The organism is Streptomyces sp. NPDC085927 (assembly GCF_044540975.1).
GTDB lineage: Bacteria > Actinomycetota > Actinomycetes > Streptomycetales > Streptomycetaceae > Streptomyces > Streptomyces hirsutus.
Window position 1 is genome coordinate 1 of sequence record NZ_JBITSN010000024.1, and the last position, 15526, is coordinate 15526.

The following is a 15526-nucleotide window of genomic DNA, read 5'->3' on the forward strand; positions in this document are numbered from 1 at the left end:
CGCTTCCTTCGTACTCGCCCTCGCGGGCTTTCCTCCGGGCGCTTCCCTTCGGTCCTGCGTTTCCGACTCTATCAGATCTTTCCGATCCGATTTCCCCGGGGTTTTCCGCCTTGACAGGTTCCCGCTTTTTGCGTTTCCCTTTCCGGCGGCTCCGACTCTATCAGGCTCTTTCGGGCCTGATTCCCAGTCGATAGGATCGTCGGCACGCTTTAGGGTTTTCGCCCGTCGGCCTTTCGACGTTCACTACGTTAGCCGATCCCCTCGCTCGATTCACAATCGGGCTTCCCCGGTTCGAAATTCGGACATGAGGACATGACGAACTCGACCCTTTTGAGGGTGATCTTAAGTAGTGGGTTGACCGCTTCCGGCTGCAGGCGAACGCCGTACCCGGCTCAGCGGCTCGGACTACATTACGCATCTTCCAGGGTGGAGTCAACTTCGTCGGCGCTTCGGGACGTGGGCCCGGTACGGGCTCACCGTGGGGTCGTCGGCGACCCAGAAGCGCCAGGGGTGCGCGGCTCCGTCGCCGGAGACTCCGGTGCGCGGGCCGTTGCGTACCTGCTCGGAGGGGACGGCGGTGCCGGCGAGGACCCGTAGCGGGGTGTCGCCCGGGGTGCAGGCGTCCGTACCGTCCAGGGAACGGTCCACGTCCAGGGCCGTTGCCAGGCGGGCCGGGCCTTTGGCCAGTTCCTTGTCGTTACGGGCCGAGAGTCGACGGGTACGGGCGAGCTCGGCGCCCTCGACGATCTCGCCGGCCCGCAGGAGTACCCCGCTCGCCCGGTGCTCGGGCCCGCACACCAGGTTCATGCAGAACCACATGCCATAGGTGAAGTAGACGTACACATGGCCGGGCGGACCGAACATCACGCCGTTGCGGGCGGTGCGGCCCCGGTAGGCGTGGGAGCCGGGATCGTTGGGGCCGTCGTAGGCCTCGACCTCCGTCAGACGGAGGGTGATCGGGCCGTCCGGCGTGGCACGCACCACGAGCCGGCCGAGCAGGTCGGGGGCGACCTCGAGGACGGGGCGGTCGAAGAACTCCCTGGGCAGGGGCGTACGGTCGGGGGTCGCGATCATGGCGTCCGAGAGTACTCCAGGCGGGTTCGGCCGCGGGGTGGTCACAGGGCGCCGCGCTTGCAAGGGTGACGGACACGGAACCGGCCAGAGCCGGATCGCGTTGTTAGGGATCGAAGGTCCACATGTGGCAACGACGCGATAGAGAACGACAAGGGGAGAGACATGGCGTTCAAGAAGCTGCTCGCGAGCCTGGGAGCCGGCGGGGCTTCGGTCGAGACGGTGCTGCACGAGGTCAACGTCGTTCCGGGTGGGGTCGTCCAGGGTGAGGTGCGGATCCAGGGCGGGTCCGTGAATCAGCAGATCGAGGGTCTGTCGGTCGGTTTGCAGGCCAAGGTCGAGGTCGAGAGCGGCGACGAGGAGTACAAGCAGAACATCGAGTTCGCCAAGTCTCGGCTCGGGGGCGCCTTCGAAATCGAGGCCGGCGCCGTTCACGCGGTCCCGTTCGGGCTGGAGATCCCCTGGGAGACACCGATCACGACGATCGACGGACAGTCCCTGCGCGGGATGAACATCGGCGTGACCACGGAGCTGGCGATCGCGCGGGCCGTGGACTCCGGTGACCTGGACCCGATCAATGTGCACCCGCTGCCGGCCCAGAAGGCGATCCTGGACGCGTTCATCCAGCTGGGCTTCCGGTTCAAGAGCGCGGACATGGAGCGCGGTCACGTCCGGGGGACGCGTCAGCAGCTGCCGTTCTACCAGGAGATCGAGTTCTTCCCGCCCCAGCAGTACCACGGGCTGCAGCAGGTCGAGCTGACCTTCGTGGCCGACGACCAGGCGATGGACGTCGTGCTGGAGATGGACAAGAAGCCCGGTCTGTTCAGTGAGGGCAGCGACACCTTCCGGTCCTTCAAGGTGGGGCTGAACGACTACCAGGGCACCGACTGGACCGCCTACCTCAACCAGTGGCTGTCCGAGGTCGGCAGCAAGCGGAACTGGTTCTAGGCTCGGTTCCACCGAACGTAGGCGATCAGCAGGAGGTACCGAGGTGACCGAGCTCGAGCGGCGTCCGCTCCCCCATGACTTCCACCCGCCCGTACCGTCGTTCACGGTGACGAGCAGGGAGGTCGAGGAGGGCGCGACGCTCCAGGAGGCCCAGGTGCACGCGGGCGGCAACACCTCGCCGCAGTTGCGCTGGACGGACTTCCCGCCGGAGACCAGGAGCTTCGCCGTGACCTGCTACGACCCGGACGCCCCGACGGGGAGCGGGTTCTGGCACTGGGTGGTGTTCGACATCCCGGCCTCGGTGACCGAGCTGCCGACCGGGGCGGGCAGCGGCGGGTTCGAGGGGCTGCCCGAGGGCGCGATTCAGGCGCGCAACGACTACGGCACCAAGGACTTCGGCGGTGCGGCGCCGCCGCCCGGGGACGGACCGCACCGGTATGTGTTCACGGTGTACGCGGTGGATCAGGAGAAGCTCGGTCCGGACTCGGACGCGTCCCCTGCGGTCGTGGGCTTCAACCTGCGGTTCCACACGCTCGCGCGGGCCCAGCTGATCGGTGAGTACGAGGTGCCCGCCGGCTCCTGACCCGATTCCGGCGTTCACGGAACGTTTGCCCGCCCCTGGTCTTGGAATTGATCAGGGGCGGGCATTTTTGTTGCCGGGGATGGGGACACCTCCCGTGGAGCAGCAGATATTGCGTTGTCCATCTCGGCGTGCCCGGCCAGAGTTGATCCCAGTCCGCCGAGGGGTGGGCCGGTGGGCACGGAAGGTGGGCTGACATGCGGGACACGCTGGTACTGAACGCGAGCTTCGAGCCGTTGTCGACGGTGACGTTGAACCGGGCCGTCGTTCTGGTGCTTCAGGACAAGGCGGTCGTCGAGCAGGCCCACCCCGAGCTGCGGATGCGGGGAGCCGCGGTCGACATACCGGCGCCGCGGGTGATCAGGCTCTGCCAATACGTCAGGGTGCCGTTCCGAAGACGGGCGCCGTGGTCGAGGCGGGGTGTCCTGGTGCGCGACCGGAACCGGTGCGCGTACTGCGGACGGCGGGCCACCACCGTGGATCACGTGGTCCCGCGGTCGCACGGTGGTCAGGACACCTGGCTGAACACGGTGGCCTCGTGCGCGGAGGACAACCACCGCAAGGCGAACCGGACTCCGGAGCAGGCGGGGATGCCACTGCTGCGGCAGCCGTTCGAGCCGACTCCGGCGGACGCGATGCTGCTGGCGCTGGGGCGGGAGGACCTGGACGCGCTCCCGGAGTGGCTGGCTCAGCCCGCGGCGTAGATCCTGCTTCTCACCAGAGCCTGCTTCTCGTACGAGTGCGGCGGGGCCCGCTTCCCGAAGGAAGCGGGCCCCGCCGCACTGCTGGTCGCGTACTGCCGTTCGCGTACGGCCCGTCGTCGGGTCAGTCGATGGAGGGCTTCTCCCGGCGCTCCGTGGCGGCGCCCGAGTTGCCGTTGCCACCGCCCTGGCCGCCACCGCCGAAGCCACCGAAGTTGCCCATGGCGCCCGACAGTCCCTTGAGCGCGTCGCCGATCTCGCTGGGGACGATCCAGAGCTTGTTGGCGTCGCCCTCGGCGATCTTCGGGAGCATCTGGAGGTACTGGTAGGAGAGCAGCTTCTGGTCGGGGTCGCCCGCGTGGATCGCCTCGAAGACCGTCCGGACGGCCTGGGCCTCACCCTCGGCCCTGAGGGCCGCTGCCTTGGCCTCGCCCTCGGCCCGCAGGATCTGGGACTGCTTCTCGCCCTCGGCGCGCAGGATCTCGGACTGCCGGACACCTTCGGCCTGGAGGATCGCGGCGCGCTTGTCGCGGTCGGCGCGCATCTGCTTCTCCATCGAGTCCTGGATGGAGGTGGGCGGCTCGATCGCCTTGAGCTCGACGCGGTTGACGCGGATGCCCCACTTGCCGGTGGCTTCGTCGAGGACACCGCGCAGGGCCGCGTTGATCTCCTCGCGGGAGGTCAGGGTGCGCTCGAGGTCCATGCCGCCGATGATGTTGCGCAGGGTGGTGACGGTGAGCTGCTCGATCGCCTGGATGTAGCTGGCGACCTCGTAGGTGGCGGCCCGCGCGTCGGTCACCTGGTAGTAGATGACGGTGTCGATGTTGACGACCAGGTTGTCCTGGGTGATCACCGGCTGCGGCGGGAACGGGACGACCTGTTCACGCAGGTCGATCCGGTTGCGAATGGTGTCGATGAACGGGACGACGATGTTGAGGCCCGCGTTGAGTGTGCGTGTGTAGCGGCCGAAGCGCTCGACGATGGCCGCGCTCGCCTGCGGGATGACTTGGATCGTCTTGATCAGGGCGATGAAGACCAACACCACCAGGATGATCAGAACGATGATGACCGGTTCCATCGTCGGTTCCCCGTACCCTTCTTCGTCTCGGCGCCTTCGGAAGATCTTATGCGTGTTGAAGATCTTGCTGGTCGAGTCTGCCAGACCGTAGTACAACTCGCTGGCCGTTCGGTCCAGTTGTTGTCCCGTGGGAGCACGTCGTACGAGGTCGACCGCGCGGTTCGTGCGGTCGGTCGTGCGGTCACATGACGATCGCCGTGGCTCCCGCGATCTCCACGACGTCCACTTCCTGGCCGACTTCGAAGGCATGACCGGAGTCGAGGGCGCGTGCCGACCAGACCTCGCCGGCCAGCTTGATCCGGCCGCCGGAGCCGTCCACCCGCTCCAGTACGACCGCCTGCTTGCCCTTCAAGGCGTCGACGCCGGTGGCGTGTCGGGGGCGTTGTGCGCGTTGTCGCTTCGCGATGGGCCGTACGACGGCGATGAGAGCGGTCGAGACGACGGCGAAGACCACGACTTGGAGCACGGCGCCGCCACCGAAGATTCCGGAGACCACCGCGGCGGCGACGGCGCCCACCGCGAGCATGCCGAGTTCGGGCATCGCGGTGATCACCAGCGCGATGCCGAGTACAGCCGCGCCGATCAGCCACCAGAGCCATGCGTCGATGTCCACATGGTCATGGTAGGACCGCGCACCCTGTCACCGACAGGGCGCCGGGGGTGTGAACGGACCTTCTCGGCTCGGTTCTTGAGGGGGACGTGCCCCGGCGCGTCCCGGAACCCACGGACCTGCTCCCTGAACTCTCCCCCGTGCAGGGCCGGTTCGGACCGTCGGCCTCAGGCCATCGGGAGGCCCTGTGCGGTCCAGCGGTCGCCGACCTGCTCCACGACCAGCGGGAGGCCGAAGCACAGGGAGAGGTTGCGGGAGGTGAGCTCGAGTTCCAGCGGGCCCGCGGCGAGGATCTGGCCCTGACGGATCATCAGTACGTGGGTGAAGCCGGGGGCGATCTCCTCGACGTGGTGCGTGACCATGACCATGGAGGGGGCGATCGGGTCGCGGGCGAGGCGGCCGAGGCGGCGTACGAGGTCCTCGCGGCCTCCGAGGTCCAGGCCGGCGGCGGGCTCGTCGAGGAGCAGCAGCTCGGGGTCGGTCATCAGCGCGCGGGCGATGAGGGTGCGCTTGCGCTCGCCCTCGGAGAGGGTGCCGAATGCGCGGCCCACGAACTCGGACATGCCCAGGCGGTCGAGGAAGGCGCGGGCGCGCTGTTCGTCGATCTCCTCGTACTCCTCCTGCCAGCCGGCGGTCATGCCGTAGGCGGCGGTCAGTACGGTCTGCAGGACCGTCTGGTTCTTGGGGAGCTTGTCGGCCATGCCGTTGCCGGCGATGCCGATGCGCGGGCGCAGTTCGAAGACGTCGGTGCCGGGGGTGCCGAGGGTCTCGCCGAGGATGGTGGCGGTGCCGGCGCTGGGGAACAGGTAACTGGAGGCGATATTGAGGAGCGTGGTCTTGCCCGCGCCGTTGGGGCCGAGGATGACCCAGCGCTCACCCTCCTTGACCGACCAGGACACCTGATCCACCAGAGCCCGGCCCTCGCGGACCACGGATACGTCCTGAAGCTCCAGAACATCGCTCATGAGCGCGTTGTCTCCCCTTGCAGTGTGGCCGGGTCTCGGCTGTGTCGTACGCCTGTGATCGGTCCGCCGCCCCCGTGGGCGCAGCCCTCCATGAAATCTACGCCACCGGTCGGCCCGGACATCCCATCGGTCCGGTCCTTAGGGTGGGGGCATGCTCTCGGAACCACGTTCAGGACGTCTCACCTCATGGGGAAATGCCCTTTTCTCCGGTCTTGTCTCGCCTGATGACGCCGTGCTCGCCATCGTCGGCGACGACGCGGTGCACCGGGTGGAGGGGTTGCCGGGCGAGCCCGCGCCGGTGGGCCTCACGCTGGCGCTGGGCCGGCTGCGGGCGCTCGGGGTGACCGGGCTGCGGATCGCGCTGCCCACGCCGGGGCATCCGCTGGGGCTGAGCGGGCCGCCGGAGTTCAACGCGCGGGCGCTGGAGGCCGGGGAGGCGGTGGTCGCTCACGGGTCCGCCCTGGGGCTGGTGCCCCGGGTACGGGAGGCCGGGCCCGAGGGCGATGTGCATGTGGAGGTCCTCTGGCACTGTCTGCCGGTGCGGGAGGCGCCGCCCGCCGATGTGCCCTCCCTCGGCGAGGCGGAGCGGGAGCTGGCGGAGGCGCTGCGGGAGGCGACCGAGGTCCTGACGCGGCTGGACGTGGCCGGGTCGGGGCCGGTGGCCGAGGCGGCGATCGACGCCTACCGGGCGCGGGCGGAGCCGGGGCGTCAGGTGCTGGCGCCGGGATACCCGCCGCGGGCGGTGCGGGTGCTGGAGCTGGCGCAGCGGGTCGGGGCGCTGGTCTCGCTGGCCCGTACGAACGGGCACGGGGGCGCGGTGAGCGCGTCGGAGATGGCGGCCCGCGGGGAGGCTCTGCGTCCGGTGGAGCGCACGGCCCGGCGGGCGCAGGTCGCCGCGTACAACTCGGTGGTGGAGGAGCGGGAGCGGGGCGTCGGGTGAGTGCCGGTTCGCCGGTGCCCGGGGGAACGGTCCTTACGGCTCCGGTGCCCCGGACGGCGACGACAACGCCGGCCGGCCTCCCGGGTGGGGCCGGGAGGCCGGGGTCGTCACCGGTTCGATGACAGGCGTCAGCCGTTGACCGCCACGTTGCCGAAGGCGGGGTTCAGCAGGCCGATCACGTTGACGCTGTTGCCGGACACGTTGACCGGGACGTCGACCGGGACCTGGATGACGTTGCCCGAGACGACGCCCGGGGAGCCCACGGCCGTGCCGTCGGCGTGCGCGCCGTCGGTGGCGGAGGCCATGCCCGTACCGGCGGCCAGCAGTCCGCCGGCCATCATCGTCACGGCCGCTGCCTTCTTCAGGTTCTTCACTTTCCGAGCCCTCCTCGCGGTCCCCGCGGCAGGCGCCGCGGTACGTACGGGACAACGGCGGGGGCCGAAGAAGGATGCGCCATCCGGGTGACATTCCCACGACGGTATGAATCTCGGACCGGAGGGGAACCATCCGCCCGGCGTCGGACGTCACCGCCCCGGATCTCACGGCGCCGGACGTCATGTGCCCGGCCGCCGGGCAGCTGGTCGAGTGCCCGGATGCCCGGAAGCACCCGAGTGCTCCGGCTCAGGTGCTCAGCCCGTGGCGTACGGCCCACAGGGCGGCCTGGGTGCGGTCCGACAGGTCGAGTTTCATCAGGATGTTCGAGACGTGGGTCTTCACGGTCTTCTCGGAGAGCACGAGGGCGCGGGCGATCTCCCGGTTGGAGCGTCCGTCCGCTATGAGGCCGAGCACCTCGCGTTCCCGCTCCGTGAGCGAACCGGCGCGGCCCTGGCCGGAGTGGGTCTCCTCCTGGGCCAGCAGGGCACCGGCCACCTCGGCCTGGAGGAGGACGTGCCCGGCGTGCACGGAGCGGATGGCCCCGGCGAGCGCGTCGGGGTCGATGTCCTTGTACACGTATCCGGCGGCGCCCGCGCGCAGGGCCGGGACCACGGTGCGCTGCTCGGTGAAGCTGGTGACGATCAGCACGCGCGCGTGATGGTCCAGTTCGCGGAGCCGGCGCAGTGCGTCCACGCCGTCCATGCCCGGCATCCTGACGTCCATCAGGATCACGTCGGGCCGCAGTTCGCCGGCGAGGGCGACTCCTTCGGCGCCGTCCGCGGCCTCGCCGACGACCTCGATGTCGTCCTGCACCTCCAGGAAGGTGCGCAGGCCCCGGCGGACCACCTGGTGGTCGTCGACCAGCAGCACCCTGATCGCGTCAGCCACCGGGAACCTCCATCTCGATCGTGGCGCCCTTGCCCGGCGCCGATTCCACGGTCAGGCTGCCGCCGACCCCGCTCGACCGGTCGCGCATGGAGACCAGGCCGAGATGGCGTCCCGCGCGGCGGATGATCCCCGGGTCGAAGCCCTTGCCGTCGTCGGCGACCCGCAGGACGGCGCCGTTGCCCCTGCGTTCCAGGGTGACGTCGACGTGGTCGGCCTCCGCGTGCCGCAGCGCGTTGTGCAGCGCCTCCTGCGCCACGCGCAGCACCGCTTCCTCCTGGGTGGCGGGCAGGGCGCGCACCCCGTGGGCGGTGAAGGTCACGCGCGCGCTGTGCGCGCGGTCGAGGACCTGGACCTGGGTGCGGAGGGTGGCGACGAGGCCGTCCTCGTCGAGGGCCGCGGGGCGCAGCTCGACGACCGCGGCGCGCAGTTCCTCGGCGGCCTCGGCCGCGAGTGCGGCGACCTGCTGGAGTTCCCCCTTGGCCCGGGACGGGTCGCGGTCCACGAGGCGGGCGGCCGCCTGGGCGGTGAGGCGCAGGGAGAACAGTTTCTGGCTGACGGCGTCGTGGAGCTCGTGTGCGAGACGGGAACGTTCCTCGGCGATGGTCAGCTCGCGGCTGCGCTCGTAGAGCCGGGCGTTGGTGAGGGCGATCGCGGCGTGCTGGGCCAGGATGCCGAGGACGTCCTCGTCGTCCTGGGTGAATCCGCAGATGCCGTCCGGCTCGGGACCGCCCGGGGCCCGGGGCGGGTGTCCCCCCACGGGCCTCAGCTTGTTGGCGAGGAAGAGGGCGCCGATGACCTCGTCGCCGTCGCGGATGGGCAGTCCCAGGAAGTCGACCAGGTCGGGGTGGGCGCTGGGCCAGCCCCCGAAGCGGGGGTCCTTGCGCACGTCGGCGAGGCGCTGAGGTCCGTCCTCGTGCAGCATCGCGGCGAGAACGCCGTGCTGGCGCGGGAGGGGGCCGATGGCCTTCCACTGTCCGTCGCTGACTCCGTCGACGACGAACTGGGCGAAGCCTCCGTGGTCGTCGGGGACGCCGAGCGCGGCGTACTGGGCGTCGAGCAGCTCACGCGCCGAGGCGACGATCGTCTTGAGGACGTCGCGCACCTCGAGGTGCCGGCTCATGGCCAGCAGCGCGGTGCTCACCGCGGCGAGGCCGGACGGGGGACCGTGGCTCATGTCCTCACGGTACCGGCGGGTCCCGCCACCGCGGATCCGTCCGGTGGCGGCGGTGACCCGGGCCCAAGGTCGTAGGACCTCGGGCCGGCCGGGAGCCCTCCGACGGCCTGCCGCAGCACCGGCCGAGACCCCTCACAGAGCGGCTTGCTTCAGCAACTCTCGGTGAGGATTGCGGGTGCCCGGTGTGAGGCCAGGCATAGGGCGTACATCACGTACGAAGGTGAATAGGAGAGAAAAAAGGGGCATCTCGGCGGGGCGTATGTCCGATTCGCCCCTCATGCCCCTACCCTGATCCACTATCCGCCTTCGTACGTCACACCTTTGCCCCGCCATTTTGCGGCCGCTAAGAATGGCTCCCGTCGCTCAGCGCCGTGGGATGTCCCCCACGGCGTTCGTGCCGGAAGAACCCCTGTCCCCACCGGACGTTGAGCGACCTCCGCGCTAGTCGAAGAGGTCTCCCACTCATGTCGAAGAACTTCCTCACCCGTGGTCATGCCCGTGCGTTGAACCGCCATCACAAGATCGCCGTCGCCGGTGTCGCCGCTTTCGGTGCCGCCGCCATCGGCTTCTCGGCCACGCCGAGCGACGCCTCGACGACCACCACGAGCGAGGCGGCCTCCGTCGCGCGGATCTCGTACAGCACCGAGCCGATCAAGGACGTCAAGGGCACCATCACCGACCAACTGGCCGACTCCGGTGTGAAGACCGAGCTGATCGCGGCGAAGAAGCAGGCAGCCACCGATCTCGCGGCCAAGAAGAAGGCCGCCGCGGCCGCTGCGAAGAAGCAGGCAGAGCAGGAGCGAGAGACCGGGGAAGCGGCCAGCCGCTCCGGCGACCGCCACTGGGGGGACAAGCGCGCCGTCGCCGGCGAGTCCGCCCCGAAGAGCTACGCCGACAACCTCGACGGCTGGATCCGTGAGTCGCTGGACATCATGGACAAGCGTGGTATCCCGGGCTCGTACGAGGGCATCCACCGCAACATCATCCGGGAGTCCTCGGGCAACCCGAAGGCCATCAACCTGTGGGACATCAACGCCCAGAACGGCATCCCGTCCAAGGGTCTGCTGCAGGTGATCCCGCCCACGTTCGCGGCGTACCACGTCCCGGGCACGTCGAAGAACATCTACGACCCGGTCGCGAACATCACCGCCGCCTGCAACTACGCGGCCGACCGGTACGGCTCCATGGACAACGTCTACAGCGCGTACTGAGGTCGGCGCGGACCTCTTCACGCGGCCTGAAGCGAACGGACACGCCGAAGGGCGGCACCCTCCTGACAGGGTGCCGCCCTTCGGGGCGTACGGCGCGCGGGCGGCCGCACCGGTCACTTGCGCATGACCTCGGGCTCGTGCCGGCGCAGGAAGCGGGCCACGAAGAAGCCGCAGACCACGCCGAGGGCGATGAGCGCGCCCATGTCCATGAGCCAGGTCCCGGCGGTGTGCTCCCACAGCGGATCGGGGTCGCCCGGGGTCTCCGGCGGGCTGACCAGGTTGAAGTCCAGCGTGGCACCGGAGGCGGCGACCGCCCAGCGCGACGGCATCAGGAACGAGAACTGGTTGACGCCGACCGTGCCGTGCAGCGCGAACAGGCAGCCGGTGAACACGACCTGGATGATCGCGAACATCACCAGCAGCGGCATGGTCTTCTCGGCGGTCTTCACCAGCGCGGAGATGATCAGGCCGAACATCATCGAGGTGAAGCCCAGCGCCATGATCGGGATGGACAGCTCGAGCAGGGTGAAGCCGCCGAGGACCAGCCCCTCCTCGGGGATCTCCCGGCTGGAGAAACCGATGACGCCGACCATCAGGCCCTGCAGCACGGTGACCATGCCGAGCACGAACACCTTGGACATCAGATACGCCGAGCGGGACAGCCCCGTCGCGCGTTCCCGCTCGTAGATGACCCGTTCCTTGATCAGCTCACGTACGGAGTTCGCGGCGCCGGCGAAGCAGGCGCCGACCGCGAGGATCAGCAGGACCGTGGCGGCGGTGCCGTTGGGACGGATCTGGCCGGCCGCGTTGGGCGCGTTCGGCAGCAGTCCCTTGTCGGGGTCGATGAGCAGACTGACCGCGCCGAGGACGGCCGGCAAGATCACCGTCAGGGCGAGGAAGCCCTTGTCGGAGACGATCACCGAGACGTAGCGGCGTACCAGTGTGACGAACTGCGACATCCAGCCCTGCGGCTTCGGCGGCCGCAGCGCCTGCATCTGGGGGGCCGGTACGGACTGCGGCGCGACCGCGTCGATGTCCGCGGCGTACATCTGGTAGTGCTGCGAGCCCTTCCAGCGGCCCGCCCAGTCGTAGTCGCGGTAGTTCTCGAATGCGGAGAAGACGTCGGCCCAGGTGTCGTAGCCGAAGAAGTTCAGCGCCTCGTCGGGCGGGCCGAAGTAGGCGACCGAGCCGCCGGGCGCCATCACCAGGAGCTTGTCGCAGATCGCCAGCTCGGCCACGGAGTGGGTGACGACGAGGACGGTGCGCCCGTCGTCGGCGAGTCCGCGCAGCAGCTGCATGACATCGCGGTCCATGCCCGGGTCGAGACCCGAGGTCGGCTCGTCCAGGAAGATCAGCGACGGCTTGGTGAGCAGCTCCAGTGCCACCGAGACCCGCTTGCGCTGGCCGCCGGAGAGGGACGTGACCTTCTTGTCCTTGTGGATGTCGAGCTTCAGCTCGCGCAGCACCTCGTCGATGCGGGCATCGCGCTCGGCGGCCGTGGTGTCGGCCGGGAAGCGGAGCTTGGCCGCGTACTTGAGGGCCTTCTTGACGGTCAGCTCCTTGTGCAGGATGTCGTCCTGCGGGACCAGACCGATGCGCTGGCGCAGCTCGGCGAACTGCTTGTAGAGGTTCCGGTTGTCGTAGAGGACCTCGCCCCGGTCGGCCGGCCGGTAGCCGGTGAGCGCCTTGAGCAGGGTCGACTTGCCGGAGCCGGACGGGCCGATGACCGCGATCAGCGACTTCTCGGGCACGCCGAAGGAGACGTCCTTGAGGATCTGCTTGCCGCCGTCGACCGTGACGGTCAGGTGCCGGGCGGAGAAGGACACCTCACCGGTGTCGACGAACTCCTCGAGCCGGTCACCGACGATCCGGAACGTCGAGTGGCCGACGCCGACGATGTCGGTCGGGCCGAGCAGCTGCGTCCCGCCCTTGGCGATCGGCATGCCGTTGACGTAGGTGCCGTTGTGCGAGCCCAGGTCGCGGATCTCCATGCGGCCGTCGGGCGTCGAGTGGAACTCGGCGTGGTTGCGGGAGACCTGCAGGTCGGAGACGACCAGGTCGTTCTCCAGGGCACGGCCGATCCGCATCACGCGGCCGAGCGAGAACTGGTGGAACGTGGTCGGGCTGCGGTCGCCGTACATCGGCGCCGCCCCCGCGGCGCCCCCGGGGCCCTGCTGCTGCGGCACGTGCGGCGCGGGCCGCTGCTGCGGCGGCGACTGTGAAGGCTGCTGCTGCCGGCCGCCCTGGGCCTGCGCCTGCTGCTGCCCCTGCTGGACCCACCCCGGGGTCGCCCCCTGCACCCCCTGCGCGGCGTACGGCTGTTGCGGCTGCGCCTGCGGCGAGGCGGCCGGGGCCGCGGCGCCGGACAGGGTCACACGCGGCCCGTCGTTCGCGTTGCCCAGGTTCAGCGCCGTGTCGGAGCCGATCTCCAGATGATGGATCCGCTGGCCCTGCGCGAACGTGCCGTTGGTGCTGCCATGGTCCTCGACGACCCAACTGCGGCCGTTGAAGCTGATGGTGGCGTGCCGCCAGGAGACCCTGGCATCGTCCACCACGACGTCCCCCTGCGGATCGCGTCCCAGGGTGTACGACCTGGACGGGTCGAGCGTCCAGGTCCGTCCGTTTGATTCCAGTACGAGTTCCGGCACTCCATGCCCCACTGAGTTGTCCCCCGAATTTCCCCCATCGCAGGGAGTCTAGGGATGTCGAACATCGGGGGGAACTATTTCAGGCTCGGCCCTCCGACCGGAAGTCGGGCCTTGCGAAGCGGGCGCCCGATGCTTCGACCGCCGTCGTTGACGGTGTTGAAACCGGGCCGGAGAGTGGTAAACCACGCGAGGGGGACATGCGCGGCCACCTCGCCGCGGGAGCGGATCGGGGGGTCTGCCATGAGTGGTGCCACGAGTGCGGCCAGGGGCGTCGGCACCGCGGAGCACGGCACGCGCGTGCCGTGGGCGGACGTCGTGATGTCCGCGGTCGCCGCGGTGAGCTGGGCGCTGATCGGGATGGCGGGGACGGCGGCGCTCGGACTGCATCTGCTGGACGCGGACTCGGCGGGTTCACTGGGGCCGATGACGGCCGCGGTGGTGGCGCTGGCGGCCGGCGGCTCGGTCACCCCCTCCGGCGACGTGTCGGTGTTCGGGCTGTCGGGCGCGGAGGCGAGTACGGCCGTCGAGATCACGCCACTGGGAGTGAGTCTGGTCGGTGCGCTCCTGCTGTCGTACTTCTTCCTACGGTCCCTGCGGGCCGCGGGTGTCGTGTTGGCGCCGGCCGAACTCGTCGCCCGCGCGGGCACGGTCGCAGCACTCTTCGTGGGGATGTCGGGCGGGCTGGTGTGGGCGGGCCACGACGTCGTGACGATCGACGGGGGCGCGCTGGGGCCGGCCGACCTGCCGGGCGACGGAGGCGGCGGGCTGGAGATTCCGGGGCTGGGGGACCTCGGGGACGTCGGGGGACTGCTGCCGGACCGGGTCGGCGACCTGGTCGAGGCCCGGGCGGCGGTCGGGTTCACCGTCGACGCGGTGCCGACCCTGCTCGGCGGCCTGGGCTGGTCGGTCTGCGTCCTGGCCGTCGCGTTGCTGGCGTCCCGGCGCACTCCGCTGCCACGCGGCTGGGACGCCGTGCACCGGGCCGTACGGCCTGCCGTGTCCGCCCTGGTCGTGGTGGGGCTGGTGGCGGTGGCGGCGGGGCTCACGGCGGCGGGGTACGCGGCGATCGACGACGAGCATCCCCGGCGGATCGCCGGAGCGGCTCTGCTGGGCGCGCCGAACGGGGCGTGGCTCGGCATCCCGGTCGGGCTGTTCGTGCCCTGGGACGGGCGGGCGACGGGTGTGCTGCTCGGTGTCCTGCCGCATCCCGTGGACGACCTGCTGCGCATGAGCTCCGGCCGGCCGGTCACGCTGGCCCGGCTGGCCGAGCTCGACGGACGGGTGTGGCTGCTGGGGGTGGCGGCCGCGGTGATGATGTTGCTGGCCGGTGTGCTGGTCGCGGTACGGACGCCGCTGGGGGCGACGGCCGGTCCGGGTGTTCCGGGCGGCGGGGTGCCGGGTGCGCGCGGCACCGGTGGTGCGGGTGCCGTACGGGAGGGGGGCGCCGCGGGGTTCGCCGGGCGGTGTGCGCTGCGGCTGGGGGTCGCGACGGCATTGGCCCTGCCTCTGCTGGCCTGGCTGACGGAGGTGTCGGCGAACGCCTCGCTGTCCGTACTCGGCTTCGACGCGTTCGGGGCGGGCATCGAGCTGCGCGGGAGCCTCGGCATGGCGCTGCTCATGGGCGCGGTCTGGGGTGCGGGCGCGGGTGCCGCGGGGGCGCTGCTGGCGTGGGCGAGCGGGGCCGCCGGACGGCGGGCGGCACCGCTGGCACAAGCGGCGGCCTCGGCCGTGGGAGATCTCCGGGCCGGGAAGGGCGCGGCGGGTGCGGCGGGTGCCGGCGGTACGGAGGCCGTACGGGGCGCCGGGGCCGTCGGCCCTACGGAGGGCGGGCCGTCGTCCGGGGCGGGAGCGGGGCCGTATGCGCCGGGGATGCCGTACCGGCCGCCGAATCCGGACACCAACCCGTATCTGACCGTGCCCGAGGAGCTGTGGGGCCCGCAGGACGCGCGCCCGCCCGGGGAGGGGTGGCAGCGGCCCGGTCCACCACCGGCACTCGGTGACATACGGCCGCCCGGCCGAACGGCGGACGGGCCTCCCCGGGACGGCGGTCCGGGCGAACCGGGCGCCGGTGACGGACCGGTCGAGCCGGGTGAGCGGAACGAGCCGGGGGACGACATCTCCGATGCTCCTACTGTGATCCGTCCCGTCGAACCGCCTCCGCGTGGCCGGCCCCGGGGCAGGCGGCCCGGGGGCGGTTCCGGGCCGTCGGCCGGGGGGCGGTCGCCGCTGTGGCCGGACGAAGGCCCGCCGCCTCCTCCCCCGGCGCCGCGCGGGCCCGGCGGTGGACGGTGAGAAAGGCAGGGTGAGGGGGCGGTACCCGGGCGCGTAAGGTCCGGG

At 70.6% G+C, this 15526-nt stretch carries 14 protein-coding genes; 6 read left to right on the forward strand and 8 right to left on the reverse strand.

Annotated elements, in window-relative coordinates; genetic code table 11:
- Nucleotides 1-432: 432 nt before the first annotated feature.
- On the reverse strand, nucleotides 433-1074 hold the full coding sequence (locus ACIF80_RS35110; protein ID WP_399812425.1) for a DNA-3-methyladenine glycosylase: 642 nt from the start codon (nucleotides 1072-1074) through the stop codon (nucleotides 433-435).
- A gap of 162 nt (nucleotides 1075-1236) precedes the next feature.
- Between ACIF80_RS35110 and ACIF80_RS35115 the strand changes: the two genes are divergently transcribed.
- From ACIF80_RS35115 to ACIF80_RS35125, 3 genes are all read left to right on the forward strand, one after another.
- Complete coding sequence (locus ACIF80_RS35115; RefSeq protein ID WP_399812428.1) at nucleotides 1237-2019, forward strand: sporulation protein; 783 nt, start codon at nucleotides 1237-1239, stop codon at nucleotides 2017-2019.
- Between the two features lie 43 nt (nucleotides 2020-2062).
- On the forward strand, nucleotides 2063-2602 hold the full coding sequence (locus ACIF80_RS35120) for a YbhB/YbcL family Raf kinase inhibitor-like protein (RefSeq protein ID WP_399812430.1): 540 nt from the start codon (nucleotides 2063-2065) through the stop codon (nucleotides 2600-2602).
- A gap of 194 nt (nucleotides 2603-2796) precedes the next feature.
- Entirely contained in the window at nucleotides 2797-3303 is a 507-nt protein-coding gene (locus tag ACIF80_RS35125; protein ID WP_055573809.1) for an HNH endonuclease, read from the forward strand.
- Nucleotides 3304-3424: 121 nt separating this feature from the next.
- Here ACIF80_RS35125 and ACIF80_RS35130 read toward each other — a convergent pair whose 3' ends face one another.
- The 3 genes from ACIF80_RS35130 to ACIF80_RS35140 form a co-directional block, all read right to left on the reverse strand.
- Nucleotides 3425-4378, reverse strand: coding sequence for an SPFH domain-containing protein (locus ACIF80_RS35130; RefSeq protein ID WP_399812433.1), 954 nt, complete (start codon nucleotides 4376-4378; stop codon nucleotides 3425-3427).
- Between the two features lie 181 nt (nucleotides 4379-4559).
- Nucleotides 4560-4991, reverse strand: a complete 432-nt coding sequence (locus ACIF80_RS35135) for an NfeD family protein (protein WP_399812435.1) — start codon at nucleotides 4989-4991, stop codon at nucleotides 4560-4562.
- Between the two features lie 164 nt (nucleotides 4992-5155).
- Nucleotides 5156-5953: an ABC transporter ATP-binding protein gene (locus ACIF80_RS35140; protein ID WP_399812438.1), complete on the reverse strand. Its 798-nt coding sequence runs from the start codon at nucleotides 5951-5953 to the stop codon at nucleotides 5156-5158.
- 151 nt (nucleotides 5954-6104) lie between these two features.
- On the opposite strand from ACIF80_RS35140, the gene ACIF80_RS35145 reads away from it, so the two are divergent.
- On the forward strand, nucleotides 6105-6893 hold the full coding sequence (locus ACIF80_RS35145) for a hypothetical protein (RefSeq protein WP_399812441.1): 789 nt from the start codon (nucleotides 6105-6107) through the stop codon (nucleotides 6891-6893).
- Between the two features lie 128 nt (nucleotides 6894-7021).
- On the opposite strand, the gene ACIF80_RS35150 is transcribed toward ACIF80_RS35145, so the two are convergent.
- The 3 genes from ACIF80_RS35150 to ACIF80_RS35160 all read right to left on the reverse strand — a co-directional run bounded on the left by ACIF80_RS35150 (nucleotide 7022) and on the right by ACIF80_RS35160 (nucleotide 9330).
- Nucleotides 7022-7267 carry a chaplin gene (locus tag ACIF80_RS35150; protein WP_326751940.1) on the reverse strand — a complete coding sequence of 82 codons (246 nt, stop codon included), beginning with the start codon at nucleotides 7265-7267 and terminating at the stop codon, nucleotides 7022-7024.
- A gap of 247 nt (nucleotides 7268-7514) precedes the next feature.
- Nucleotides 7515-8156, reverse strand: a complete 642-nt coding sequence (locus ACIF80_RS35155) for a response regulator transcription factor (protein WP_055596021.1) — start codon at nucleotides 8154-8156, stop codon at nucleotides 7515-7517.
- Nucleotides 8149-9330, reverse strand: a complete 1182-nt coding sequence (locus ACIF80_RS35160) for a GAF domain-containing sensor histidine kinase (RefSeq protein ID WP_399812444.1) — start codon at nucleotides 9328-9330, stop codon at nucleotides 8149-8151. The genes ACIF80_RS35155 and ACIF80_RS35160 overlap by 8 nt, the downstream gene beginning before the upstream one ends.
- Nucleotides 9331-9794: 464 nt before the next feature.
- Here ACIF80_RS35160 and ACIF80_RS35165 point away from each other — a divergent pair, with 464 nt between their 5' ends.
- Nucleotides 9795-10541, forward strand: a complete 747-nt coding sequence (locus tag ACIF80_RS35165; protein WP_399812447.1) for a transglycosylase SLT domain-containing protein — start codon at nucleotides 9795-9797, stop codon at nucleotides 10539-10541.
- A gap of 113 nt (nucleotides 10542-10654) precedes the next feature.
- Here the strand turns inward: ACIF80_RS35165 and ACIF80_RS35170 are convergent, their stop codons facing one another.
- Complete coding sequence (locus tag ACIF80_RS35170; protein ID WP_399812572.1) at nucleotides 10655-13189, reverse strand: FHA domain-containing protein; 2535 nt, start codon at nucleotides 13187-13189, stop codon at nucleotides 10655-10657.
- Nucleotides 13190-13429: 240 nt separating this feature from the next.
- On the opposite strand from ACIF80_RS35170, the gene ACIF80_RS35175 reads away from it, so the two are divergent.
- Nucleotides 13430-15481 (forward strand): streptophobe family protein, encoded by a 2052-nt coding sequence (locus ACIF80_RS35175; protein ID WP_399812450.1) that lies wholly within the window; start codon nucleotides 13430-13432, stop codon nucleotides 15479-15481.
- The last annotated feature ends 45 nt before the right edge of the window (nucleotides 15482-15526 follow it).

Excerpts from the sequence above, each read along its gene's own strand:
- ACIF80_RS35110 (WP_399812425.1), bottom strand. The coding sequence starts at position 1,074 with ATGATCGCGACCCCCGACCGTACGCCCCTGCCCAGGGAGTTCTTCGAC.
- ACIF80_RS35145 (WP_399812441.1), top strand. The coding sequence starts at position 6,105 with ATGCTCTCGGAACCACGTTCAGGACGTCTCACCTCATGGGGAAATGCC.
- ACIF80_RS35165 (WP_399812447.1), top strand. The coding sequence starts at position 9,795 with ATGTCGAAGAACTTCCTCACCCGTGGTCATGCCCGTGCGTTGAACCGC.
- ACIF80_RS35130 (WP_399812433.1), bottom strand. The coding sequence starts at position 4,378 with ATGGAACCGGTCATCATCGTTCTGATCATCCTGGTGGTGTTGGTCTTC.
- ACIF80_RS35140 (WP_399812438.1), bottom strand. The coding sequence starts at position 5,953 with ATGAGCGATGTTCTGGAGCTTCAGGACGTATCCGTGGTCCGCGAGGGC.
- ACIF80_RS35125 (WP_055573809.1), top strand. The coding sequence starts at position 2,797 with ATGCGGGACACGCTGGTACTGAACGCGAGCTTCGAGCCGTTGTCGACG.
- ACIF80_RS35175 (WP_399812450.1), top strand. The coding sequence starts at position 13,430 with ATGAGTGGTGCCACGAGTGCGGCCAGGGGCGTCGGCACCGCGGAGCAC.
- ACIF80_RS35160 (WP_399812444.1), bottom strand. The coding sequence starts at position 9,330 with ATGAGCCACGGTCCCCCGTCCGGCCTCGCCGCGGTGAGCACCGCGCTG.
- ACIF80_RS35115 (WP_399812428.1), top strand. The coding sequence starts at position 1,237 with ATGGCGTTCAAGAAGCTGCTCGCGAGCCTGGGAGCCGGCGGGGCTTCG.